General features: G+C 43.4%; 21 protein-coding genes. 18 read left to right on the forward strand and 3 right to left on the reverse strand.

Features of this window, described 5'->3' with window-relative positions; genetic code table 11:
- Positions 1-3 precede the first annotated feature (3 nt).
- The 6 genes from PHG22_01280 (at position 4) to PHG22_01305 (ending at position 6,453) form a co-directional block, all read left to right on the forward strand.
- Positions 4-1,797, forward strand: coding sequence for a FecR domain-containing protein (locus tag PHG22_01280; GenBank protein ID MDD5490408.1), 1,794 nt, complete (start codon positions 4-6; stop codon positions 1,795-1,797).
- A gap of 2 nt (positions 1,798-1,799) precedes the next feature.
- Positions 1,800-2,780, forward strand: a complete 981-nt coding sequence (locus PHG22_01285; protein ID MDD5490409.1) for a metal ABC transporter substrate-binding protein — start codon at positions 1,800-1,802, stop codon at positions 2,778-2,780.
- Positions 2,781-2,784: 4 nt separating this feature from the next.
- Complete coding sequence (gene glmS / locus PHG22_01290) at positions 2,785-4,611, forward strand: glutamine--fructose-6-phosphate transaminase (isomerizing) (GenBank protein ID MDD5490410.1); 1,827 nt, start codon at positions 2,785-2,787, stop codon at positions 4,609-4,611.
- 20 nt (positions 4,612-4,631) lie between these two features.
- The gene (locus PHG22_01295) at positions 4,632-5,342 is read left to right on the forward strand and encodes a metal ABC transporter ATP-binding protein (protein ID MDD5490411.1); all 711 of its coding nucleotides are present in this window, start codon (positions 4,632-4,634) and stop codon (positions 5,340-5,342) included.
- A gap of 11 nt (positions 5,343-5,353) precedes the next feature.
- Positions 5,354-6,169 carry a metal ABC transporter permease gene (locus PHG22_01300; GenBank protein ID MDD5490412.1) on the forward strand — a complete coding sequence of 272 codons (816 nt, stop codon included), beginning with the start codon at positions 5,354-5,356 and terminating at the stop codon, positions 6,167-6,169.
- Between the two features lie 104 nt (positions 6,170-6,273).
- Complete coding sequence (locus tag PHG22_01305) at positions 6,274-6,453, forward strand: hypothetical protein (GenBank protein MDD5490413.1); 180 nt, start codon at positions 6,274-6,276, stop codon at positions 6,451-6,453.
- Between the two features lie 356 nt (positions 6,454-6,809).
- On the opposite strand, the gene PHG22_01310 is transcribed toward PHG22_01305, so the two are convergent.
- Positions 6,810-7,610 carry a C39 family peptidase gene (locus PHG22_01310; GenBank protein ID MDD5490414.1) on the reverse strand — a complete coding sequence of 267 codons (801 nt, stop codon included), beginning with the start codon at positions 7,608-7,610 and terminating at the stop codon, positions 6,810-6,812.
- A gap of 125 nt (positions 7,611-7,735) precedes the next feature.
- Between PHG22_01310 and PHG22_01315 the strand changes: the two genes are divergently transcribed.
- From PHG22_01315 to PHG22_01345, 7 genes are all read left to right on the forward strand, one after another.
- The gene (locus PHG22_01315) at positions 7,736-8,215 is read left to right on the forward strand and encodes a prepilin-type N-terminal cleavage/methylation domain-containing protein (protein MDD5490415.1); all 480 of its coding nucleotides are present in this window, start codon (positions 7,736-7,738) and stop codon (positions 8,213-8,215) included.
- Between the two features lie 5 nt (positions 8,216-8,220).
- The gene (locus tag PHG22_01320; GenBank protein ID MDD5490416.1) at positions 8,221-8,838 is read left to right on the forward strand and encodes a hypothetical protein; all 618 of its coding nucleotides are present in this window, start codon (positions 8,221-8,223) and stop codon (positions 8,836-8,838) included.
- 174 nt (positions 8,839-9,012) lie between these two features.
- Positions 9,013-9,195 (forward strand): hypothetical protein, encoded by a 183-nt coding sequence (locus tag PHG22_01325; GenBank protein MDD5490417.1) that lies wholly within the window; start codon positions 9,013-9,015, stop codon positions 9,193-9,195.
- 250 nt (positions 9,196-9,445) lie between these two features.
- A complete protein-coding gene (locus PHG22_01330; protein MDD5490418.1) occupies positions 9,446-11,239 on the forward strand; it encodes an adenosylcobalamin-dependent ribonucleoside-diphosphate reductase in 1,794 nt (597 codons plus the stop codon).
- Positions 11,240-11,264: 25 nt separating this feature from the next.
- Positions 11,265-15,635, forward strand: coding sequence for a vitamin B12-dependent ribonucleotide reductase (locus PHG22_01335; GenBank protein MDD5490419.1), 4,371 nt, complete (start codon positions 11,265-11,267; stop codon positions 15,633-15,635).
- 36 nt (positions 15,636-15,671) lie between these two features.
- On the forward strand, positions 15,672-16,208 hold the full coding sequence (locus PHG22_01340) for a cob(I)yrinic acid a,c-diamide adenosyltransferase (protein MDD5490420.1): 537 nt from the start codon (positions 15,672-15,674) through the stop codon (positions 16,206-16,208).
- A 644-nt stretch (positions 16,209-16,852) separates the two neighbouring features.
- Positions 16,853-17,086 carry a hypothetical protein gene (locus tag PHG22_01345; protein MDD5490421.1) on the forward strand — a complete coding sequence of 78 codons (234 nt, stop codon included), beginning with the start codon at positions 16,853-16,855 and terminating at the stop codon, positions 17,084-17,086.
- A gap of 405 nt (positions 17,087-17,491) precedes the next feature.
- Here the strand turns inward: PHG22_01345 and PHG22_01350 are convergent, their stop codons facing one another.
- On the reverse strand, positions 17,492-18,172 hold the full coding sequence (locus PHG22_01350; GenBank protein MDD5490422.1) for an FAD-binding oxidoreductase: 681 nt from the start codon (positions 18,170-18,172) through the stop codon (positions 17,492-17,494).
- A gap of 76 nt (positions 18,173-18,248) precedes the next feature.
- On the opposite strand from PHG22_01350, the gene PHG22_01355 reads away from it, so the two are divergent.
- The 4 genes from PHG22_01355 (at position 18,249) to rsmI (ending at position 21,439) form a co-directional block, all read left to right on the forward strand.
- Entirely contained in the window at positions 18,249-18,647 is a 399-nt protein-coding gene (locus PHG22_01355) for an Rrf2 family transcriptional regulator (protein MDD5490423.1), read from the forward strand.
- Position 18,648: 1 nt separating this feature from the next.
- Positions 18,649-19,875, forward strand: coding sequence for a cysteine desulfurase family protein (locus PHG22_01360; protein MDD5490424.1), 1,227 nt, complete (start codon positions 18,649-18,651; stop codon positions 19,873-19,875).
- Positions 19,876-19,887: 12 nt separating this feature from the next.
- Entirely contained in the window at positions 19,888-20,556 is a 669-nt protein-coding gene (locus tag PHG22_01365; protein MDD5490425.1) for an iron-sulfur cluster assembly scaffold protein, read from the forward strand.
- A gap of 208 nt (positions 20,557-20,764) precedes the next feature.
- The gene (rsmI, locus tag PHG22_01370) at positions 20,765-21,439 is read left to right on the forward strand and encodes a 16S rRNA (cytidine(1402)-2'-O)-methyltransferase (GenBank protein MDD5490426.1); all 675 of its coding nucleotides are present in this window, start codon (positions 20,765-20,767) and stop codon (positions 21,437-21,439) included.
- Positions 21,440-21,493: 54 nt separating this feature from the next.
- Here the strand turns inward: rsmI and PHG22_01375 are convergent, their stop codons facing one another.
- Positions 21,494-21,802: a hypothetical protein gene (locus PHG22_01375; GenBank protein ID MDD5490427.1), complete on the reverse strand. Its 309-nt coding sequence runs from the start codon at positions 21,800-21,802 to the stop codon at positions 21,494-21,496.
- 273 nt (positions 21,803-22,075) lie between these two features.
- On the opposite strand from PHG22_01375, the gene metG reads away from it, so the two are divergent.
- Positions 22,076-23,656, forward strand: coding sequence for a methionine--tRNA ligase (gene metG, locus PHG22_01380; protein MDD5490428.1), 1,581 nt, complete (start codon positions 22,076-22,078; stop codon positions 23,654-23,656).
- Positions 23,657-23,708 lie beyond the last annotated feature (52 nt).

Raw genomic sequence — 23,708 nt, forward strand, 5'->3', positions numbered from 1 at the left:
AATATGTTTAAAAATCAGGAAGGTAAAACTTCTTTTAGTAGTTTGATATTAGGATTTTTAGTTATTGTTCTTTTGGGGATAGTGGTCTTACAGGTAAAAGAGAACATTGATTTGAAAGTTTCTTTAAAGAATAATGAAGAGCAGGCGTCAACCAGTGAAAAGATTACTCCTTTGGCGCTTAATTTGTCCTGGCAGCAGGGTAAGGTTTTTGTTGAAGAACCGGGGGCGGATTTTACCACCGTGGAAACGGGCGTGCTATTGAAAGAGGGTTGGGCGATAAAATTAGATAAGAACGCGCGGGCGATTTTGGAGTTTGCCAGCGGCGGGGTTTTGAGATTGGACGGCGGGGCAGAGATTGTCTTAACTAAATTAAGTAAGGAAGAAATTGTTTTGACTCAAATCAGCGGTTCTTCTTATCATCGGGTTATTGTAGACGAAAATGGTGTATACAAAATTGATTCACTCGGCCAGACGATTGTCGCCTTAGGAACGGCGTTTAACGTCGCTTGCGATAAAGACGGAGGCGCTCTTAAAGTGGATGTGATAGAGAATAAGGTTAAGGTGGAAATCAAAAAAGAGGGGAAAGTTAAAGAAGAGAAAACCGTGGAGGCCGGTCAGGGGGCCAAAGTGGACAGCGCCAAAGAATTAGCCGAAGTGGCCAAGTTGACGGAAGCTGACTTAAAAACGGATTGGTATTTATGGAACAAGGAAGAAGATAGTAAAAAATCTTATGAGTTAGGAGTGTTAAAGGATATTAAGAAAGATGAGGAGTTAAAAGAAGAAGAAAATGAGGAAGATGAGGGGGCGGGGAGCAGTGCGGAGGAAAATAAAAAAAGCGAATATCTTACTCTTTGGGGTACGGCGCAAGATGACGGTATTCATCTTTCCTGGACGCCTTATGCCGGCGATAATTTTTCTTATTATAAAATCGTGCGTTCGGAAAATAATCCCGATTTAAAATATCCCGCTGACGGATATATTAAAGTTTCTTCGGATAAAAGTTTTTCTTCTTCTATTGACTCCACCGCTAAAAAGGGGGCGGAGTATTATTATCGCATTTGCGCTAAGATCGGAGAGGAAATAAAATGCGGAAACGTGATTCAAAGAACGGCTGTCAACGAGAGTAAAGAAGAGGAAACGGAGAAAAAAGACGAGGCAAAGAACACTTTCACATTGGTTGAAAATGCCCTGAATTTGAGCGTTGAAGCCAAGACCGACGGCATTCACCTTTCCTGGACGCCTTATGCCGGTACGGATTTTTCTTATGGTAAAGTCGTGCGTTCGGAAACCAACGCTAATTTATATTATCCGAATGACGGTTATATTAAGGTTTTAAATGATAAGGAATCGGTCGCTTACCTTGATTCTTCGGCTAAGGGCGGTACGGATTATTATTATCGCATTTGCGTTAAAACAAGTTCGGGTGAAGTTAAGTGCGGCAATGTCATGAAAATAAAAGCTGCCACGGCCGGCGGAGAGGAAACATCCCAGACTGAAGGGTTTAAGGCTATCACGGGTGAACTTCAGCTTTCTGTTTCCAAGGCCAGCGACGGCGTGCATCTTTCCTGGACGCCGCGCGCCGGAGAAGGTTTTATGTATTATAAAGTCGTGCGTTCGGAAACCAATCCGGACCTGTATTATCCCAACGATGGTTATATTAAATATTCAACGAAAAGAACTTTTAATTCTTATCTTGATGCTGACATAGCCGCTGGAAAAACCTACTATTACCGAGTTTGCAGTAAAGAGGAAAGCGGGGAGGTGTGGTGCGGCAATGTCGTGACGGTTAATAATTAAATATGAACAAAAAGCAGATAATTTTTTTAGCCATTTTTGTTCTCTTGGTAATTTCGGGCATTTTTTTCCTGGCGATTTTTGAGAAAGCAAACGTTAAAGAACAAAAATCAGAAGAAAAAAAATTACGAGTGGTGACGACCGTTTTACCGCTCTATGCTTTTACAAAGAATATAGTCGGTGACAAAGCGGAGGTGGAAAATCTTCTGCCGGCGGGCGCCGGTTGCGCTCACGATTATTCTTTTACTCCCGCTGACGTAATTAAAATTTTTAAAGCCGATGTGGTGATAAAGAACGGCGCTCATCTTGACGATTGGGTGGATGAAATTATAGAAAGTGCCGGCAGGGGAAATTTAAAAGTTATTGACGCGAGCGAAGGGATAGAACTTTTAGGCGTGGTCGAATCAGCTAAAAAACCAGAGGAAGATGAGCACGCTCATAGCGAGGAGGGGAACCCGCACGTTTGGCTTGACCCTCTTTTAGCCGTTAAGGAAGTGGAAAAAATCGGCGGGGGGCTGATGGAGGCCGACCCGGGAAACAAAAGCGTTTATTTGGAAAATTCCATAGCTTACATAAGAAAATTGCGGGATTTGGATAAAGAATTAGAATTGGGACTTCAAGATTTAAAAACAAAAAATTTTATCTCTTTCCACGCGGCCTTTGATTATTTTGCCAAACGGTATGGTTTGAATCAGGTAGCGGTGCTTGAAGAGTCCCCCGGCAAAGAGCCTGGAGCGCAATACATTGCCAATCTAATAAATTTAATAAAAAAATATAAAGTACCGGCCTTGTTTACCGAACCGCAATACTCTCCCAAACTTATGGAAACTTTGGCGGCTGATTTGAAATTGCCGGTTTTTGAGCTTGACCCTCTGGTCACCGGCGAGTTTACTTTGGATTTTTACGAAAAAGGCATGAGAAAGAACACGGAAATTTTAAAAGAGGCCTTGGGAGTGAAAAACGAAGAGAATAATACTGAAAAATAATTGTATGTGCGGAATAATCGCTTACATCGGAGATAAGGAGGCCTTGCCGATTTTAATTAATGGGCTTAGGCGTTTGGAATATCGCGGTTATGATTCCGCCGGCGTGGCTTTATTTTTTAACGGCGAGATGAAAAGGGTCCGGGCGGTCGGCAAAATTGATAATCTAGCCGAGAAAATTAAGGGCGAAAATCTGGCGGGTTCGGTCGGTATTGCTCATACTCGCTGGGCGACTCACGGCGGAGTGAGTGAAGCCAACGCGCATCCGCACAGCGCCTGCGCCGACGATATCATGATTGCCCACAATGGCATCATTGAAAATTATCGCGAACTCAAAAGACAGTTTTTATCCGAACATCAAATAAAATCCGAAACCGATACGGAAATTTTAGCTCATCTAATAGAAGTTTTTTATGACGGCGATTTGTTAAAAGCCGTACGCCGGGCTTTAGCCGAAGTGCGGGGCACTTACGGCTTGGTGGCCATGCACGTTGCCGAACCGGATAAAATTGTGGCGGCGAGAATGGGAAGCCCCTTGGTGATCGGCGTGGGGGAGGGGGAATATTATATTGCTTCAGACACCTCGCCGATGCTGGCCTACACTAAGAAAGTTATTTTTCTGGATGATGGCGAGCTGGCGGTCATCGAGAAAAGCGATATGCGGATTTATAATATTAATGCCGAGACGATTGAAAAACACGTGGAACAAATAGACTGGGATGAAGCGCAGGCGCAGAAACAGGGTTTCCCGCATTTTATGCTCAAAGAAATTTTTGACCAGCCGAAAGTGATACAGGATGCCCTGCGCGGTCGCTATAATTTAGAAGAAGGTACGGCGCATTTGGGAGGTCTGAATATGAGCGAGGAAGAAATGCATCGGGTAAAAAAAGTGGTATTTCTGGCGTGCGGTACGGCTTATTACGCCGCTCTGGTCGGCAAATATGCCTTTGAAAGATTGGCCGGATTACCCGCGGAGGCGGATGTGGCGAGCGAATTCAGATATCGGGACCCAATTATAGACAAAGAGACGTTGGTATTTGGGATTTCGCAATCCGGGGAGACAGCCGACACCCTGGCCGCTTTAAGGGAGGCCAAGCGCAAGGGCGCTTATGTGCGCGGTATTGTCAATGTGGTGGGTTCTACGATTGCTCGTGAGACAGATGGCGGCACTTATATCCACGCCGGTCCGGAATTAGCCGTGGCATCCACCAAGGCCTATACCAACATGGTGGCGGTTCTAATCCTCTATGCTTTGCAATTCGGACGTCTGAATCGCGTGTCTTTGGCTACTGGCCAGCGCTTGCTTAACGCTCTGACGGAAATCCCTCAAAAGATGGAAGGGTTTTTAAAAAATAACAACGAGGGGATAGCGGCCCTGGCGGAGAAATATCAAAATTTTAAGAATCTTCTTTTTTTGGGGCGAGGTATTAATTATCCGGTGGCGCTGGAGGGGTCGCTGAAGCTGAAAGAAATCACTTATATTCATAGCGAGGCCTATCCGGGCGGGGAGATGAAACACGGGCCAATCGCGCTTTTGTCGGAAGATTTTCCGGTGGTGGCGATTATGGCCAAGGACCAGCTTTACGACAAAATGAGAAGTAATGTTGAGGAAATTCGCGCCCGAAAAGCGCCGCTGATTTTAATCGCGACTGAAGGCGATGCCAAAGCCGCAGAGCTGGCCGAAGAAGTGATTTATGTTCCGGAAACAATGGAGCTTCTACAACCCCTGCTTAATGTTTTACCTTTGCAATTATTGGCTTATCATATAGCCGCGGGATTGGGGCGGGACGTTGACCGGCCGAGAAATTTGGCCAAGAGCGTCACGGTGGAATAAAGAAATATTTTTAAGATATTATGCCGTTTTTTGAGGCAAAAAATTTAACTGTCAGATATGGAGACGCCGTTATTTTAGACAAACTTTCTTTTTCTATTGATGACGGTGATATCGTCGCTATCATCGGTCCGAATGGTTCCGGCAAGACGACTTTGGTTAAGGCCATCCTTGGTCTGATAAAATATGACGGAGAGATAAAATGGGCCCGCGATGTGAGTTTTGGTTATGTCCCGCAGAAACTGGAATTTGACCGCAGTTTTCCCATCACCGTCAGGGAATTATTTTTTTTAAGATTGCCAAACGTGTTTTTCGGTTCCGGCAAGAAGCGGACTACGGAGAAAGTAAGATTTCTTCTTTCCCGCGTCGGCGCCGAAAAATTATTGGAAAAACAAATTGGCAGTTTGTCGGGAGGGGAGTTGCAAAGGGTGCTGGTGGCTTACGCTCTGGTCGGCCGTCCGCAAGTTTTATTTTTTGACGAGCCGTCGGCCGGCATTGATATCGGCGGAGAAGAAACTATCTATAATCTCATTCACCAGGTCTGCCACGAGGAACGATTGACTGCCTTCTTCGTTTCCCATGATTTGGATGTGGTTTTTGACCATGCTGACAAAGTGGTTTGCTTAAATAGGAAGCTCATTTGCCAGGGGATTCCGCAGAAAGTTTTAACCGGCAGAAAATTAGAAGAGATTTACGGCCACGGGGTGGCGACCTACGAACATCATCACGAATAATTTTTTTACCCATGTTTGAATTTCTCGCCTATTCTTTCATTCAGAGAGCCCTGATTGCGGGCGTTATTATCGGCATTATCACTGCCGTGCTTGGCGTTTTCGTTATTCTGCGCAAGATGTCTTTTTTTTCCGACGCCATTGCCCATTCCAGCTTGACCGGCATCGCTCTCGGCGCGCTCCTGAATTTTGACCCGCTTTTAGGCGCGGTGGTTTTTTGTATTTTGGTCGCTCTGGGCATTGCTTTTTTAAATAAAAAAAGCGTCCTTTCCATAGACGCCATCATCGGCGTATTTTTTTCCGCTTCCGTCGCTTTGGGCGTGGTAGTCATCGGATTTCTGCGCGGTTATCGGGTGGATTTATTTAAATTTTTGTTCGGCGATATTTTAGGGGTGACCAGCTGGGATATTATTATTATTTCCGTTTTGGGAATCGCCGTGCTGGCTTTAGTGGCTTTTTTATTTAAAGATTTTGCCAAAATCGCTTTTCATCGGGACTTGGCCGAAGTTGAGGGACTGGCCGTTGATTTTTACGATTATCTTTTTATGTTTATTCTGGCGCTCACGGTGGCGGTAGGATTAAAAATTGCCGGCGCCATTCTTATCGGCCCTTTGCTTATTATTCCCCCGGCCACGGCGAAAAATATGGCTATTAATCTGAAAGAGATGCTGGTGTTTTCGGTGATTGTCGGCGTTTTGTCAGCTCTTATCGGCATTGTCGCCTCTTATTATCTAAATACCGCCTCCGGCCCGACCATTGTTTTGGCCAGCTCGGTTATTTTTATCTTTAGTTTATTTTACAGAAGATTTGTTTTGGGCAGTTCTTTGTGATAAAGCGGAAATTTTTGTAAGGATAGCGGGGCTTGAAGAAAATTTAATAATATATTAGTATAAAACTATATAATTGTTGTTTAACATTTAACAAGGAGGATACAATGGATGGAGAAAACATGGGAGAAAGCGCAGGAAGGGCATCGGAAGCCCCAAAAAAGAAAAGGAGAAAACTGACACCAGAGGAGAAAGAGGAAATTATGAAAGCATATCTTAGAGATAAAGATATTGAAGCGTGGCAATCCGCAAGCGATCAACTATTAAAACCTAAACAAAAAGATTAGCATGTTCTTTCGCCAAAATAATTAGGGTAGAGTATAATCTCTACCTTTTTTATTTGTTCTAAGTATTTTCAATTTCCACACTTGATTGGAAATAATTAAAGGGACGGACGGTGGATTTCACTATTCGTCCTTTTGGTTGGTTAGCGGCGATTGGGCCCTGCAGAAGTAGAGGAACGCTCAAGAGAGGGAAAAGACCCGGAATTTCTGGCTTTTGAGAGAAAGACACGTTGGAATCTTCTTTCCGTCTTAAAGAAGAAAAAGTGAGGGCTATGTTTATTCAAAATCCACCGCTATTAAGCAGTGGATTTTTTATTTTTATTAATTCTCCCCTTAAGATAAGGGGAGGGGAGGAGGGGTTAGGATTTTAAGAGGGGGGTTTCTACTACCACCATTATTTTCTGCCCGGTGTAGATATTTTCTTTTGTGCCGTTCCAATCGTGAACGGCATTCAAAAGATTATCATATTTATATTTAAACCCCTCGCCACGCTTGGTGCCCGGGTCATTGGTGATAAACTCGTTGCGGTCATAGCCGCGGATGACAAGCATATGATAAGCCGGTCCTTCGCCGGAGAAATAGGGATTGTCCAAAAGCCGCCCGGCAGTGGGGACGATGATTAAATTGCCCTTGTTTAATTCCTCCTTGATTTTATCCGCGGATACTTCTTTTGAGGTCCGCGCTTTGACATTATAATATTTATCCAAAATTTCCACGACATTCTCGGCCGTGGAATCTTCCCAAAAGCCGAAATAATTTTTTTCCCATTCCACTAATTTTAATATCTCGTCATTCATTATATTTTTATCCAGCGGTTCGTCCTTGAAGTATTTGGCCGCCATAATAATACTGGCTTCTTCGCAGGCCTCCTGATAAGGCATCCCCCAGTCGGCGAATGGCGCTTGGGGGGCGAAGGGGACGGGGATGTCTAAAGTTGTTTTGATTTGGATAATTTCTTCCGGAGCGGCCGGCGGGGTTTCTATTGGTGGTTGGTCTTCCGGCTGGGCTTCGGCAGGCGGAAGCTCCTCTTCGGAAAAATTCCCCGAGTCCGTCTTTTGCTCGGGTTGATTAAGATTTTGTTCCGGCTCGGAAGGTTTTGTGAAATCACAGCCGCCCAGAAACAAGGTTATTATTACAATAAGAGGTAAAAGTCCGCGCATAAAATTGGCAATTTAGTTTTTAGCTCGTAAACAATTTAATTATAAGACCATGGTTTAATAAAGGCAACGGTTGGTGGCGTGGTTTTTCAAATATGATATAATAGAAACATCTAATAAAAAAAACTATGAATAAAAAATTATTAAAGAAGAAGCTGGCGGGATTTACCCTGATTGAACTTTTGGTAGTTATCGCCATTATCGTTATTCTTTTCGCGGTGATTTTGGTGGCCGTGGACCCGGCTAAGCGCATTGGTCAGGCGCAGGACGCGGTCCGGCGCCAGGATGTGCGCGATATTTCAGAAGCGATTCAGGAATACATCGTGGACAATAATGGTTCTTTCCCGTCCGGTTTAATTGCCGATGGCAGTTATAAAATGCTTGGCGCTTGTTCAAGCGGAGCCAGTTGCGTCGCTCAAACAGTGCCCGAGGCCTGTCTGGATTTAAGCGGATTTTTAGTTGATAAATATCTGGCGGAGATGCCGATGGACCCCGAGAATGGTTCCGCCGCCCAAACCGGCTACTACATCTATCGCGCTACCGACAGCAATCGCATTGAAGTCGGCGCCTGCGACACCAATTCCGGAGTGATAAAAGTGAAGAGGTAAAATATATGGAAAATACAATTACTACAATACAAGCAGCGCCTAATCAATATGAGATAATGTTAAATAATTATGCGGCAATTGTTGAAAAAACTAATCAACAAATGAGTTATTGGTTTGACCCTTATATTCTTATAATTGCTTCATTAACTGCTTTATTTACAGTAGGAACGATAGTAGCCGCCGTTGTTATATATTGGAATAGCAGAGAAGGTAAAAGAAAATTAGACGATATTATTCGAAGTCAAAAAAAAGAGATAGAAGATAGAAATGAACGAGAAGATCAGCTCTCTAAAGAGAGAGAAAAAAAAGCGAAAAAATATGAGGAATCTACCAATGATTTAATACAAGAATATCAGAAGAAGTTAAAAAATTTAGACTCGCTAAAAGATAAAAAAGAAAGAAAAGGAATTGAAAAAATTATTGACGAATTAAATAAAAGTAAGGCATCCCTTGGTTCTTATGCAATTCCGCAAGCGAGAGAGCAGGGTATTTTCGATCGCGTCCGTACTTGTTCCAGTTGTGGTAAGCCATTTCAATATATAGATTGGTTTTTAACAACCCAAATAGGTCTTGTTAATAAAACCGTTGATTGCCCGCATTGTGGTGCTACGAACCTTGTTTAAATTAAGTATTAATTTTGGGGGATACTTATTTCTTTGACTATTATATTAGTTTGACAGGGGGCAGTATAGATTTACCTTAACCCTTACCCTCCCTCCCCAAATTCCATATAATATAAATAAGTTATTGAGTTTATAGTTCTTTTAACCAGAAAATGAGAAAGGAGAATAGATAAAATGGCAACGGATACAAAGGAAAAAGGCAAGGTTCATTTGGACTACAATCTTTCCCAACCACCTTCGCCGGAAGAGTTAGATTATGGCCGCAAAGTGTTTGAAAGCGAAGAAGGAGAGCCCCTTCCTCCGAGTCCCAAATTCCGAAAATTAAAAGAGGAGGCGGAAAAGCGGAAGCAGCGATAAACTGAAGTTTAGCAGCGCACTAAACAAACGACTCTAAAGTAAGGGTCGTTTTTTGTTTTAGTTAGAGAGGATATTGACAGGTGCTTTTTGTTGCTAAAATATTTTTCTTGGGGTAAAATAAGTGAATGTCTTTTGCGAGCGAGAAAGGTATTTTGCGACTCTTTTTATCCACAGTTCGGGGCTTGACCCGAATCTGGGGAGACACAATATCTTGTGGTATAATAATTAAACTCACTCCTACATATAGTGTATGCCAAATATCAATGTCACCAATCGTGACACCCTAAAATTTAACTTGGGCGGAGAAGAAAGGGTTTTGGAATTCACCCCGAGCGCCTGGACGGTTTTGGAGAAGCGTTATTTAAGGAAAGACGAAAACGGCAATGTGATTGAGACCCCGCTGGATATGTTCAGGCGGGTGGCCAATAATATCGCCATGGCGGATAAGTTTTACGGCGCCACGGACGAAGAAGTGGCCAAAACCGAAGAGGAATTTTTCAAAATGATGGTTAATTTAGAGTTTTTATCAGGCATGGCCTTGAGAAATGCGGGGCGAAAACTCCAACAATTGTCGGCTTGTTATGTTTTGCCCATAGAGGACTCCATGGAATCCATTTATACCACCCTGAAAAACGCCGCTTTTTTGCATAAAACCGGCGCGGGCATCGGTTATGACTTTTCCAAACTTCGCCCGCGCGATGATGTGGTCAAAAGCACCGGCGGGCGTTCCTGCGGACCAGTCGGGTTTATGAAACTTTTTGAATATTCCTGCGCTACCATTGTTTATAACGCCGCCACCCGCCGGCCGGGCAATATGGGTATTTTGAGAGTGGACCATCCGGATATTGAAGAGTTTATCACTACCAAAAGGGATAACTCCGAGCTTCCTAATTTTAATCTTTCCGTGGCCGTGACCGATAAATTCATGGAGGCCGTCAAAAATAACGACACCTATGATTTAATAGCTCCTCATAACGGTAAAGTCGTCAAAACCCTGAAAGCCCGGCAGGTTTTTGACCAGCTGGTGGACAGCGCCTGGGCTTCGGCCGAGCCGGGGATAGTTTTCATTGATGAAATCAATCGCCATAACCCCACGCCTCACGTAGCAAGAATTGACGCGACCAATCAATGCGGCGAACAGCCCCTGCTTGCTTATGAGGCCTGTAATTTGGGGTCTATTATATTATCCAGATTCGTCACTAGCGGTAAAGATGGCAAGAAAGAAGTGGATTGGGAGCGTTTGGCCGGCGTTGTCCGGGCGGCGGTCCATTTTTTGGATAATACTATTGATGTTAATAATTATCCTTTGCCGCAGATTACGGAAATGGTTAAAAACAACCGCAAAATCGGGCTGGGAGTAATGGGTTTTGCGGACCTCTTGATTGAACTCGGTATTTCCTACAATTCCGAGGAGGCCCTGCAGGTTTCCGAAAAGGTGATGCGTTTTATCAATGAAGTCGGGCATCAGGCGTCGGCCGATTTAGCCAAGGGCCGGGGTTCTTTCCCTAATTTTAAGGGAAGTATTTGGGAAAAAGAGGGCTATAAAATGATGCGCAACGCCACGGTGACGACTATCGCGCCCAACGGCACCACCAGTATTTTCGCCAATTGTTCGTCGGGCATTGAGCCGTTATTTTCTTTGGTGTATATCAGAAAAAATATTTTAGATAAGGACCAGGAATTTTTGGAGATTAATCCGGTTTTTGAAAAAGTTGCCAAAGACAATTGGTTTTATTCCAAAGAGCTGATGGAGGAAATAGCCGTCAAGGGGAGTATCCAGGATATCGAGGGCATTCCCGAGGAAATTAAAAAAGTTTTCGTCACCGCGCACGATATTCCTCCTGAACAGCATATCCGCGTTCAGGCGACTTTTCAGAAATATACGGATAACGCGGTTTCTAAGACGGTGAACTTGCCCAATAAAGCCGAGCGGCAGGAAGTGGAGAACATTTTTAGATTGGCTTATGAGCTTGGCTGTAAAGGTGCGACTATTTATCGCGACGGCAGCCGTGAAGCGCAAGTTTTGAATTTGAAAAAGGCCTAAATTATAATTTTATTTATATATTTTTATGACCAAAGAAGAGCTGCTTTCAAAAAAGCCCGAATTTTCTCCGAGTGCTTTGGAAGTGATAAAAAAACGCTATTTAAGGCAGGATGAAAATGGCGAGCCGATAGAAACTCCGGAAGAAATGTTTTATCGGGTGGCTGCTTTTATCGCCAGCGCCGATAAAAATTACGCCGGAGAAAATTCCGAGAGGTCAATTGAGCAGTTTTACGAGATTTTGGTCAATTTAGAATTCCTTCCGGGAGGCAGGGTTCTTTTTGAAGCCGGAAATAATCATACCGGGCAAATGTCTTCTTGTTTCGTGATTCCGGTGGAAGACAGCATGGAAGCTATTTTTGACAGTTTGAAAGCGGCCGCTTTAGTCCAGCAGAATAACGGCGGAACGGGTTTTAATTTTTCCCGCATCCGACCCAAGGGGGATACGGTCAAAGGCGTGCCGGGCATTGCCGCCGGTCCGGTTCATTATTTACGCACTTATGATACGGCTTTAAGCCGCGTGCTTCAGGGCAGCAAGAGGCACGGAGCCAATATGGGCATTCTGAATGTCACTCATCCGGACATTGAAGAATTTATTGAGCTTAAAGACAATGGCTCTACTATTAAAAATTTCAATATCTCCGTGGGCGTCACCAATGGTTTTATGGAGCGGGTGCGCAACGACGAAGAATATGAACTGATTAATCCGCGGACCGGCAAAACGGTGAAAAATTTGCGGGCGCGGGATATTTTCAACAAAATAACCAAGCGGGCTTGGGAATGCGCCGACCCCGGGATTATTTTTTTGGATAGAATGGAAGAAGGGAATAACAATCCGCATCTCGGAAAAATTGAAGCGACCAATCCCTGCGGTGAACAGCCGCTCCTGCCTTACGAATCCTGTAATCTCGGTTCGGTGGTGCTTCCCAATCATTCTGCCAACGGGGACGTTGACTGGATAAAAATGGAACGCACTATCAGGCGGGCGGTTCATTTTATGGACAATATGATTGATTTGAATAAATTTCCGCTTCCGGTCATCAGGGAAAATGTTTCCAAAACCAGAAAAATCGGTTTGGGAGCCATGGGTTTTGCCCAGTTGCTTTTTAAGCTCGGCATTCCTTATAACTCCGAAGAATCCGTGGCGCTGATTGAAAAGATAATGAAGTTTATTTATGAAATCGCCAAAGACGAATCCATCAAAATGGCGGAAACGCGCGGAGTTTTTCCGGCTTGGCGGGGCAGCAAATGGGAAAAGATGGGAATTAAAATCCGCAACAGCCATTTAACCAGCATCGCTCCCAACGGAACAATCAGTTTGGTGGCCAGCACTTCCTCGGGGATTGAGCCGGTATTTTCTTTGGCCACCGTGCGTCGCATGTTTTATGAAGACAATAGTGACGGCGGCGGGCGGGTAGTGAATATTATTGACCCGGTTTTTGAGCGCGTCGCCAAAGAACGGGGATTTTACTCTGATAAATTATTGGAAAAAATTGCCGAAGAAGGAACGCTTAAAGACATTCCGGAAATCCCCGCGGATGTCAAGAAAATTTTTACCACGGCCCACGATGTTACCTTTGACTGGCATATTAAAATTCAGGCGGCGGCGCAAAAATATACCGACGCGGCTGTTTCCAAAACCATTAATTTCCCGCGTTATGCCAGCGTTGACGATGTTCGCCGCGCCTACATTTTAGCTTATGAACTTGGCTGTAAGGGCGTGACTATTTATCGCGATGGCAGTAAAGAGTTTCAGGTTTTAAATCTAAAAGAAAAAGCGGAGGTTGAAGAAGCTAAGCCAGAGCCGGTGCCGACCAATGATGACTGCATAGAGCTTGAGCCGGTCAGCAAAAAAGCCGTGGAAGAAATTCATGTGCCTACTAAAATCCCCCTGACTCCCAACGCCCTGACTGTTTTAGAAAAAAGAGCTTTGATAAAAAATAAGGACGGGCAGGTGATTGAAACCCCCGAAGAACTTTTTCGGCGGGTGTCCAAGTGGGTGGCGAGCGCGGAAAAGACTTATGGCGCCACGCCGGAAGAAATTTTTAATTTGGAAGAAAAGTTTTACGAAATTCAGTCGCAATTACGGTTTTTGTCCGGTCAAGCCCTGCGTAACAGCGGCCACGGACGCTATACGCTTTCCGCCTGTTTTGTTTTGCCGATTTACGATTCCATAGAAAGTATTACTGATGCTATCAAGGAAAATGTCATTATTCATAAATCCACCGGCGGGACGGGTTTTAATTATTCGCGTTTACGAGCCAAAGGTTCGCAAGTGGGAGAGGCGGGACCGGTGGCCGCCGGTCCGGTCACTTTTATGAAAGCGGTTAATCTCACGCAGGGGACCATTCAGACCAAAGGCGGGCGTCAGCAGGGGAGCATGGCTATTTTAAATGTTAATCATCCGGATATTGAGGAATTTATAAAAGTTAAAGACGAGCAGGGGGAGCTGGAACATATGAATATCTCCGTAGGGATTACCAAGGAGTTTATGGAGGCGGTTAAGGAAGACAAGGATTTTAATCTTACCAATCCGGCTGACGGCCGGACGGTTAAAACGGTGAGAGCTAAGAAAATTTTTGACAGTATCGTGGAGCACGCCTGGAGGAGTGGCGACCCGGGTTTGATTCTGCTTGACAGAATAGAAGAGGATAATCCCACGCCTACATTGGGGAAACTTGATACTACTAATCCTTGCGGAGAGCAACCGCTTCTGCCGTATGAAACCTGTAATTTGGGTTCAATTATTTTATCCAATCATATTACCGACGAGGGACTGATTGATTGGGAAAAACTGCGCGAAACCGTGCGCTATGCCGTTCATTTTCTGGACAACACTATTGATATTAATGTTTTCCCTTTGAAAAAAATAGAAGAAGCCACCCGGGCCAATAGAAAAATCGGCTTGGGAGTGATGGGCTTTGCCGATATGCTTATAAAATTGGGGATTCCTTATAATTCCGATGAAGCGGTAGCCAAAGCGGAAGAAATAATGTCTTTTATCAATAAAGAAGCGCATGGTTATTCCGAAGAATTGGGGAGTAAGAAGGGTTCTTTCCCGAATTTTGATATTAGTTCCTGGAAAAACAAAAAGGGATATCTGGCGATGCGCAACGCCACGGTCACGACTATCGCTCCGACCGGTTATACGAGTATTGTGGCCAGTTGTTCCTCGGGCATTGAGCCGGTTTTTGCCTTAGCTTTCAAACGGCAGAATTCCATGGGCGGAGTGGACCAATTTGAAGTTCATTCGCTTTTTGAAGAGGTTGCCAAAAAACGGGGGTTCTACTCGGAAAGCTTGATGGAGAGAATTATGGAAGAAGGCGGTGTAAAGAATTTGAAAGAGGTCCCGGAAGACATTAAAAAAGTTTTTGTTTGCGCTCACGATATTTCTCCGGAATGGGATTTGCGCATTCAGGCGGCTTTTCAAAAATATACGGATAACGCGGTTTCTAAAACCATTAATTTTCCGGCCAACGCCGCTACCGAGGATATCGCGCGGGTTTATCTTTTGGCGTATGAAAAGGGCTGCAAGGGAATTACGATTTACCGCGATGGCAGTCGCAGTCAGGTTTTGACGACCGGCAAAAAAGGCGAGCCAAAAGAAGAAAGGGGAATCAGTATTTCCAATGTCAGCGTGCCGGGGTTTTCTCCGGCTCCGCGTCCGCGACCCGAATGTGTGCAGGGATTTACTTATAAAATCAAGACCGGTTATGGGACTTTGTTTGTAACCGTTAATAACGATGAAGAAGGCAAACCATTTGAAGTATTTGCCAACATCGGCAAAACCGGCGGATTTTTTTCCGCCAAATCAGAATCCATTTGCCGGTTAATTTCTTTGGCCTTGCGTTCGCAGATTGACGTTAAAATAGTAATTGAACAATTAAAGGGTATCCGCGGACCGATGCCTAGTTGGTCTAACGGCAAAATGATTCTTTCCATCCCCGACGCCATCTCGCAAGTTTTAGAAGAACATGTTTCCAAATCCCAGCAAAAACTTGATTTGAAGTTTAGCCAGGAGAGTAAAGAAAAAACCCCAATGGCGGATTACAGCGTGGAGGACAAAATTGAAGAAGTGAAAGAATCAATAAGAGAGAACATTAAAACAACGGAAGAGAAAAAGGAGATGGCCAGCGAGTCGCCGTCTGAACCGTTAAATCAGGCAACTTTGGTTAAGGAAACAAAGGAAACCGTGATAATAGAATCCGAACCGATAACTCCCGTCACTCTTCATGGTTCTGGCCATGGAATTGTGGCGCAGACGGAAGTGAAAACCAAAACTCGCGTGGCTATCGCCGATTTTGGCGTGGCTCCGCAATGTCCGGATTGCGGCAATATCTTGGAGCTGGGGGAAGGATGTATGATGTGCCGCGTCTGCGGTTATTCCAAATGCGGATAATTATAAGGGCGGGCGCGAGCCCGCCTCTTTTAAACTATGGCAACAGGCAAAGGATACATTCAAGTTTATACCGGCAAGGGCAAGGGGAAGACCACAGCTTCTCTGGGCCTGCTTATTCGCGCTTTAGGCAGGGGCCGAAAGGTGGCAGTGGTCTATTTTGACAAGGGCGGGGAGAATTACGGTGAGCGCGAAATTTTGCGGAAATTGGGCGTGGAATATTTTGCTACCGGTCTGGACCGCGTTAATCCCCGGACGCGGGAATTTCGTTTTGGAGTTTTGCCGGAAGACATTAAAGAAGCGGAACGCGGTTTGAAAATCGCCGAAGATTTATTTACTAAAAATTACAACCTGATAATTCTAGACGAGCTTGGTTTAGCGGCAAATTTAAAAATGCTGCCAGTCGCGGATATTATAAAATTGTTAGATAAAAAACCGGAGCATCTGGAACTGGTTATCACCGGCCGTGATTGCCCGCAAGAAATTTTAGATAGCGCGGATTTGATTACCGAGATGAAATTAATTAAACATTATTTTTATCAGGGCGTGCCGGCGAGAGAGGGGATAGAATATTAAATAAATGTAAACCCCTCGTGGCGGGTTTTTTATTATTATATATTCGCAGAGACAATTCATGAATTGTCTCTGCGAGTTCGGGGTCTTGACAATATCGTTAAAATATGATAGAGTATATTCATATAAAGAAAGTCGCCTAGCGGACTTTCAATAATTGGCAAACAGCTAGGCTCCGCTTAAGACGATTCCCGGTCTGGCGGAGAAAACAGGGATATCCCTAATAAAGTGAAAAATGTTCCGCTGTTAGGGAGAAAAAACGGACATTCCCCGGGCGCATCTGCCGCTCGGGGTTTTTATTTAATTTAAAATGTAGAGACGCGCCATGGCGGGGTCTCTGTAGACAATAGAAGAATAGCTAATTAAAGCCATTTTTACGTTAAGCCCTTGACAAAACCGTCAGAATGTGCTATAATAGTTTGTTACAATAAAACATAGAGAGAGATAGAAAACAGGCATTTTGTTGTCTTGGACTATAGCAATAATTCTCTCAAAGATAGCAAAATGTCTGTTTTATTAAGTAAAGCAAGGTTAGTGAATAGAGTTGTTTGAAAATTAAATAACATAAAAATAAAGGAGGAGTTGGAATGAAAAAGGTAGTAAAAATAATTGGTGTTTTCGTTTTTATTTCCGCTGTAATAGGAGCAATGTTTACATTCAATTTTATAAAAGAAGAAAATGTTGTCTGTAGCTTCGAACTGGAAATTTGCGATGATTGCGACGGTGGTATTAATAAAAATATAAACTGTGTTTATTACAACACGGCAAAAAATCCGGCGGAGTATTATCCTATTTGGCTCTATAAGCCAGATTGTTTTGTGAAGATAGGAGTTGACGACGATGGTAATCTCTACACAGAATACACTTCATGTCCGGAATAATGTTTTAGGTTATATTTTACAGAGTAATTTTACCCCGCAGAGCTAATCGTAGCTTTACGGGGTTTTTTATTTTAAAAACTTCTTTTTATGTTGAGCCCTTGACCCTTTGACGCTTAAAGCGCCCGGGGTCTTGACAAAACCATCAGAATGTGCTATAATGTATTATTACGATAAAAAGTCGTTTTAGATAGTGATTTTATAGGCGTTTGTGCCTATATTATTCATAAAATCGTAATAATCTTAAAAAGGAGGAAAAGATGAGGCACTTTTACCCATCTTCGGAAGTTCACTGGAACAGTGAACATTGAACAGATTCGCACCTGTCCCCATAGGAGTCACCTGCCTTAAGTGGTGAGCCTTAGGAAAGCAGATTCCGGGCGAGAGTTTAAAAAAACTCTCGCTTTTTTAATTAAATTTTTCAAAATGAATGTCCTTGGTTTCTACGCCGTTTTCTTTGAGAATGGCCACACAATCATTGACCATATCGGGTTGGCCGCAGATGTAAAATTTTTTATTTTTATAATTTTTCAACTTTGCCAAATGTTCCGTCACTCGGCCCGTGGCTCCCGGCCAAGCGGAAGTCGGTCGGGTGAGGGTAGGGGTATAGGAAAAATTGGGATATTTTTTCTTTAATTCTTCAAGCTCATCCGTAAGAAAAATATCTTCTTCATAGCGTCGCCCTAAAAAAAGATGAATAGGTTTTTTACTCCCGTTTTGTAAGAGTTCTTTAATCATGCACCGCAGTGGAGAAAGTCCGGCGCCGGTGGCCGCGAAAATATATTCCGGCGCTTCTTCTAAAATAAAAGAACCGAAGGGTCCTTTAAATTCCAGCTCCTCACCCTCTTTAATGGCGGCGAAATATCCCGAGGCCTTGCCGTTGGGGATAAGTTGAATGCAGAGGCGGATTTGATTTTCTTCGGGCGTGGAAAATAAAGAGTAGGCGCGATAAATGTCATGTTGGGGAATTTTCACGAGAATATATTGGCCGGCCTGGAAATTTATTTTTTCTTGCGGTTGCAAATATAAAGAGAGAACTTGCGGCGCCAGTTTTTCTATTTTGGTAATTTTAGCTTTATAATCCGGCATAATTTTTGATTTGACAGTTATTTTAAGCTATGATATATTTATATCATACTAAATTAGTATGAATTAGTCAAGTTTTATGTTTACGATAAATAGACAATCTGATTATGGCCTGCGGTTAATGGTGGAATTGGCTAAAAATAAAGATAAAAAGCCGGTTTCTTTGCGGAAATTTGCGGAGAAATACGGTATTTCTTTTCTTTTTCTTCAGCGGCTCGCCGGAAAGCTCCGTCAGGCAAAATTAATCCGGTCAATGCGCGGCTCCGGCGGCGGTTATATTTTAACAAAAAAACCGGCTCAAATAAAGCTCGGGGATATTTTTCGGGCGTTGGAGGGCAAGGTGGCGGTGATGCGCTGTCTGAAGGGCGGCAAGTCCTGCCCGGCAATTTCCGCTTGTTCAACCAAAAAAATTTTATTCCGTCTGAATTGCGATATTAACAAAGCTTTAAATAAAATAAAATTAAGCGATTTTAAATAATATGAAAACAAAAAAAGAGATTTATTTGGACCATGCGGCCACCACCTATCTTTTGCCGGAAGTGGAAAAGGCGATGGCGCCGTATTGGCAAAAAAATTACGGCAATCCTTCCAGCTTGCATTCCAAGGGCAGGGGAGCACTCGTCGCTCTTGATGGAGCGCGCGAAAAAATTGCCAAAATTTTTAATTGCCGCGGCTCGGAAATAATTTTCACGGGTGGGGGGACGGAGAGCGATAATTTGGCAATTTTTGGCGTGGCGCGCGAGCATCAGAAAAAAGGCAAACATATTATCACCTCCAAAATAGAACATCATGCTGTTTTGCATAGCGTGGAAGCATTAAGAAAAGAGGGCTGGGAAATTACTTACATTGGAGTTGATAAAGATGGCTTGGTTAATCCCGAAGATGTTTATAGGGCGATTCGCCCGGAAACGGTTCTTGTTTCCATAATGTATGCCAACAATGAAATCGGAACCATTGAGACGATTGCCGATATTGGTCGGGCAATTTTAAAATACCGTAAAGAGCATAATACGGTTTACCCGTATTTTCACACTGACGCCTGCCAAGCGGCTGGCGCTTTGGATTTGGATGTGGGAAAACTTCATGTTGATTTAATGACTATCAACGGCAGTAAGATTTATGGGCCCAAGGGCGTGGGAGTTTTGTATAAGAAAAAAATAGTTAAGATTAAGCCCTTGATTTACGGCGGAGCGCAGGAATTCGGATTGCGCGCCGGCACGGAAAATATCCCGGGGATTGTCGGAGTGGCTATCGCTTTGGAATTGGCGCAAAAAAATAAAGACAAGGAAAATGAGCGTCTGATAAAATTGCGCGATGAGTTGATTGCCGGAATTGAAAAATCTATTCCCAATGTCAAATTAAACGGCCATCGCGAGCAGCGCTTGCCCAATAACGCCAATATAACTATTTTAGGCATTGAAGGCGAGGCCTTGCTTTTATATCTTGATAATGAAGGAATTTATGTTTCCACTGGTTCGGCTTGCACTTCCACAAATTTGGACCCTTCGCACGTGATTGTGGCCTTGGGATTGCCATATGAATACGCCCATGGCAGTGTGCGTTTTACTTTGGGCAAGAGGACGACGGAGGAGGATATTGAAGATGTTTTGAGAATTTTGCCCGGGTTGGTGGAGAAAGTCCGCGCTATGTCGCCGATAAAAGCGTGTAGTTTAGTTAAGGGCAAGCTGGCGCAGATTAAAAAATAGAAATTATAAATTATGAAAAAATTATCAAAAAAATCATATAAATTACCAAAGTCCTGCGATGGAGTGGAGCGCACTGGCGAAGAATGGCTTTATTCGCCCAAAGTTAAGGACCACTTTTTTAATCCGCGCAATATCTTGAGGCCTGAAGAAGAAAAAAAATACAAGGCCGATGGCGTGGGCTATGTCGGCAGTCCGGCTTGCGGAGACGTGATGAAAGTTTTAATTCAAGTTGACCCCAAAAAAGACACCATCACTGATTGCCGTTGGCAGACCTTTGGTTGCGGCAGCGCTATTGCTTCCACTTCCATGATGTCGCAAATAGTGAAGGGGATGAAATTGGATAAAGCCTTAAAACTTACGCCCAATGATATAATTGACGCTTTAGGCGGTTTGCCGGCGCGAAAAATTCACTGTTCGGTTTTGGGGGACAAAGCGTTGCGGCAGGCGATTAACGATTATTTCCGTAAGAGCGGACAATTGGCGCGTGTGGAAGTCGGCAATTATCGGGTTTTGGACAAGGTTTTAAAAATCACTGACCGTGATATAGAAGAAGCGGTGCTGGAAGGGGCTGATACTTTGGAAAAAGTACAGGCCAAAACCAAAGTTGGCACTGGCGACCCAGGTTCTCTGCCGGAAGTGGAGAAACTCGTCAGTTTTTACGTGCAGAAGTATTACGGATAATTTTTTGACTAATAAGAACGCATTTGCTATAATAATTTTGCGAAGTCCGAGCGAGACAGTACTCTGGCCTTATGTTGAAAAGTATTCTTTCGGTTTTAAATAAAAATTTCGCCGGACTTACGTAATTCCCCTCCCAAGTGGCCTCCCTAAACGTAGGGAGGCCTTTCTTTTTATCCATTTTTATGGTATTTTTAAATAATCCTTATTTATGGGAACTTTATACATAGTCGCCACGCCAATCGGAAATTTGGAGGATATCACGCATCGCGCTGTCAGGATTTTGGGCGAGGCGGATTTGATTTTGTGCGAGGATACTAGACAGACAAAAAAGCTTTTGGACCATTACAATATCAGAACAAAAACGCAGAGTTATCATCAGCATAGCAAGCTTTCCAAGCTGGATTTTATCGTTGAAGAATTAAGGCGCGGCAAAAATATCGCGTTGGTGAGCGATGCTGGCACGCCGGGGATTTCCGACCCGGGGAATAAATTGGTTGAATATGTCGTGGAGAAATTGCCAGACACGAAAATTGTTCCCATTCCCGGGGGTTCGGCAGTCATCGCGGCGCTATCTATTTCCGGTTTTCCGACAGATAGATTCAAGTTTTTGGGATTTTTGCCGCACAAGAAGGGGAGAGAGACATTGTTTAAAGAAATTGCTGTGGCGAAAGAGACGGTGGCTTTTTACGAATCAACCCACCGGATTTTAAAAACATTGGAGCAATTGAAAAATTTTTTAGATAAAAATAGACAAATCGTTGTTTGCCGCGAGCTTACCAAAATGTTTGAGAGTATTTATCGCGGCGATATTGAAAAAGTTTTAGCGGAACTTTTAAAAGATTCAATCAAGGGAGAATTCACAGTCGTGGTGCGGGGAAAATAAAAATCCCCGCAAACGTGGTGCGGGGATTTTGTTTTTTAGCTTTGGGATTTTTTCTTATGGTCCGTTCCTGACGACGGTTGCCAGAGAAGGCTCTTCTTCGGTATTTTCCTTTTTTTGTACTTTCGTTTTTTCCTCTTCTTTTGGCGGGGGAAACAGAGAATTGAGATTGTTTAACAGGTTATCGCGTTCCGTTTCGTTTAGCCCCTTTGTGGATATTTCCACATAGGATAGGTCGGATTGATCCGGTATGGGCTGTATTAAAGTAGTTACGCCCCCTTTTAGCAATCGAAGAGGAGCCAGAAGTTGTTCAATCTTACGTAGTATTTCTGCGGGTACGTTGGATTTTATCCATTTTTCTTCCATTTTTTCTCCTTTTTATTTATTTGATTAATTTGTTAAAATCCATATTGTCTTTAATTTATACCATATTTTATAATATTTGTCAAGACCAGTCGGTCGCGACCGACTGGTCAAGTCCCGTCAGTTTACAACTGACTGGTCAAGCCCCCCAAAAAAATATCAAAGAAAAAAGCGCGAAAATTAAGCTTTAGAAGTATAGGTCTACCGGTGTGTTAATAAATTCAGCTTAATTTCCGCGCGAAGAACTATCGTTTACAATAATACAGCAATTGATTTATGTCAAATAAAAAAGGAAAATTTTATATCACCACGCCGATTTATTATGTCAACGCCAATCCGCACATTGGCCATACTTATACCACGGTCGCGGCTGATGTTTTGGCGCGTTATCATCGGTTGATTGGCGATAAGACCTTCTTTTTGACAGGCACCGATGAGCATGGCACGAAAATTGAAGAGAAAGCCAAGGAAGCGGGATTGTCGCCGCAAAAATTTGTTGACGGCGTGGCGGCGCAATTTGAACTGGCTTGGGATAATCTTAATATCTCCCACGACCGATTTATCCGCACTACCGAAGCGGAGCATATGGCGGCCGTGCAAAACGCGCTTCAATATATGTACGACAAAGGAGATATTTATCCTGGAAAATATGAGGGGCTATATTGCCGCGGTTGCGAGCAGTTTAAAAATGAGAAGGATTTAATTGATGGCAAATGTCCTGACCATAAAACGAAACCAGAATGGATGAGCGAGGAGTGCTATATGTTCAAGCTCTCTAAATATCAGAAAGAGCTTTTGAAAAAGATAGAAAGCGACGAATTTAAAATTTCACCCAAAGAAAGAAAAAATGAAGTTATAAGTTTTTATAAAAACGAGGGGCTTAAAGACGTGGCTTTTTCCCGCAAGAACGTTAAATGGGGTATACCGCTTCCATGGGATAAAAGCCAGACGACCTATGTTTGGGCTGACGCGTTTTTGAATTATTTGACAGGGTTAGATTGGGAGGGTTCGGGTAAAAAATCACCGGAATTTTGGCCCCCAGATGTCCAACTGATGAGCAAGGATATTTTGAGGGTACACGCCACAATTTGGCCGGCGATGCTTTTATCTCTTGGTTTGGAATTGCCAAAAGAACTTTTTATTCACGGCTTTTTCTTGGTTGATGGGCAAAAGATGTCCAAATCGCTCGGCAACGTGATTGCGCCGGAAGATTTGGTTAAAAAATACGGCGTGGATGCCACGCGCTATCTCTTGATGAGCGCTACTTCTTTTGGCAGTGACGGGGATATTGGTTGGGAATTTTTTGATGAGAAATACACGGCGGATTTGGCAAACGGGTTGGGAAATTTGGTGGCAAGGGCGACGGCGTTATTTGAGAAAATGGAAGAGGCGGGGATGAGATTAAAAAATAACAATCAATTACCTGAAGTATGGGGTGATTTTACGTGTATATTTGATATAGATAATACTTGGGAATCTTATAAAAGAAAGATGGGGGAGATAGCCCTAGACAGAGCCCCCCTTTATCTAATTTCAGGTAAAATTAATGATAAAGAAGTTCAGAGTATGATTGCTTTTTTGGATAATTATATTTCCACAACCAAACCTTGGGAGTTGATAAAAAATAAAGACGAACGAACTGAAGTTGTGATGTATAATGTTTTAGAAAGGACCCGTCATATCGCTCTCATGATTTACCCCTTTATGCCCGAGACGGCGGATAAAATTTTGGAGCAGTTGGGACAGTCGAAAGTTGAGGAAATCAAAGATTTTAAAAGGGCGATGGAGTGGGGCGGTCTTAAAGAAAACGCCAAAATCAAAAAAGGCGAAATTCTTTTTCCAAGATTAGATAAATAAGAAATAGAAATTAGGAATCATAATTCCTAATTCATAACTCATAATTCATAAT

The sequence above is a fragment of the Patescibacteria group bacterium genome (assembly GCA_028716045.1).
GTDB lineage: Bacteria > Patescibacteriota > Patescibacteriia > JAQUQO01 > JAQUQO01 > JAQUQO01.

Bases quoted from the DNA above. Each gene is read 5' to 3' on its own strand.
- PHG22_01280 (MDD5490408.1), top strand. From the start codon at position 4: ATGTTTAAAAATCAGGAAGGTAAAACTTCTTTTAGTAGTTTGATATTA.
- PHG22_01285 (MDD5490409.1), top strand. From the start codon at position 1,800: ATGAACAAAAAGCAGATAATTTTTTTAGCCATTTTTGTTCTCTTGGTA.
- glmS (MDD5490410.1), top strand. From the start codon at position 2,785: ATGTGCGGAATAATCGCTTACATCGGAGATAAGGAGGCCTTGCCGATT.
- PHG22_01295 (MDD5490411.1), top strand. From the start codon at position 4,632: ATGCCGTTTTTTGAGGCAAAAAATTTAACTGTCAGATATGGAGACGCC.
- PHG22_01300 (MDD5490412.1), top strand. From the start codon at position 5,354: ATGTTTGAATTTCTCGCCTATTCTTTCATTCAGAGAGCCCTGATTGCG.
- PHG22_01305 (MDD5490413.1), top strand. From the start codon at position 6,274: ATGGATGGAGAAAACATGGGAGAAAGCGCAGGAAGGGCATCGGAAGCC.
- PHG22_01310 (MDD5490414.1), bottom strand. From the start codon at position 7,610: ATGCGCGGACTTTTACCTCTTATTGTAATAATAACCTTGTTTCTGGGC.
- PHG22_01315 (MDD5490415.1), top strand. From the start codon at position 7,736: ATGAATAAAAAATTATTAAAGAAGAAGCTGGCGGGATTTACCCTGATT.
- PHG22_01320 (MDD5490416.1), top strand. From the start codon at position 8,221: ATGGAAAATACAATTACTACAATACAAGCAGCGCCTAATCAATATGAG.
- PHG22_01325 (MDD5490417.1), top strand. From the start codon at position 9,013: ATGGCAACGGATACAAAGGAAAAAGGCAAGGTTCATTTGGACTACAAT.
- PHG22_01330 (MDD5490418.1), top strand. From the start codon at position 9,446: ATGCCAAATATCAATGTCACCAATCGTGACACCCTAAAATTTAACTTG.
- PHG22_01335 (MDD5490419.1), top strand. From the start codon at position 11,265: ATGACCAAAGAAGAGCTGCTTTCAAAAAAGCCCGAATTTTCTCCGAGT.
- PHG22_01340 (MDD5490420.1), top strand. From the start codon at position 15,672: ATGGCAACAGGCAAAGGATACATTCAAGTTTATACCGGCAAGGGCAAG.
- PHG22_01345 (MDD5490421.1), top strand. From the start codon at position 16,853: ATGTTTACATTCAATTTTATAAAAGAAGAAAATGTTGTCTGTAGCTTC.
- PHG22_01350 (MDD5490422.1), bottom strand. From the start codon at position 18,172: ATGCCGGATTATAAAGCTAAAATTACCAAAATAGAAAAACTGGCGCCG.
- PHG22_01355 (MDD5490423.1), top strand. From the start codon at position 18,249: ATGTTTACGATAAATAGACAATCTGATTATGGCCTGCGGTTAATGGTG.
- PHG22_01360 (MDD5490424.1), top strand. From the start codon at position 18,649: ATGAAAACAAAAAAAGAGATTTATTTGGACCATGCGGCCACCACCTAT.
- PHG22_01365 (MDD5490425.1), top strand. From the start codon at position 19,888: ATGAAAAAATTATCAAAAAAATCATATAAATTACCAAAGTCCTGCGAT.
- rsmI (MDD5490426.1), top strand. From the start codon at position 20,765: ATGGGAACTTTATACATAGTCGCCACGCCAATCGGAAATTTGGAGGAT.
- PHG22_01375 (MDD5490427.1), bottom strand. From the start codon at position 21,802: ATGGAAGAAAAATGGATAAAATCCAACGTACCCGCAGAAATACTACGT.
- metG (MDD5490428.1), top strand. From the start codon at position 22,076: ATGTCAAATAAAAAAGGAAAATTTTATATCACCACGCCGATTTATTAT.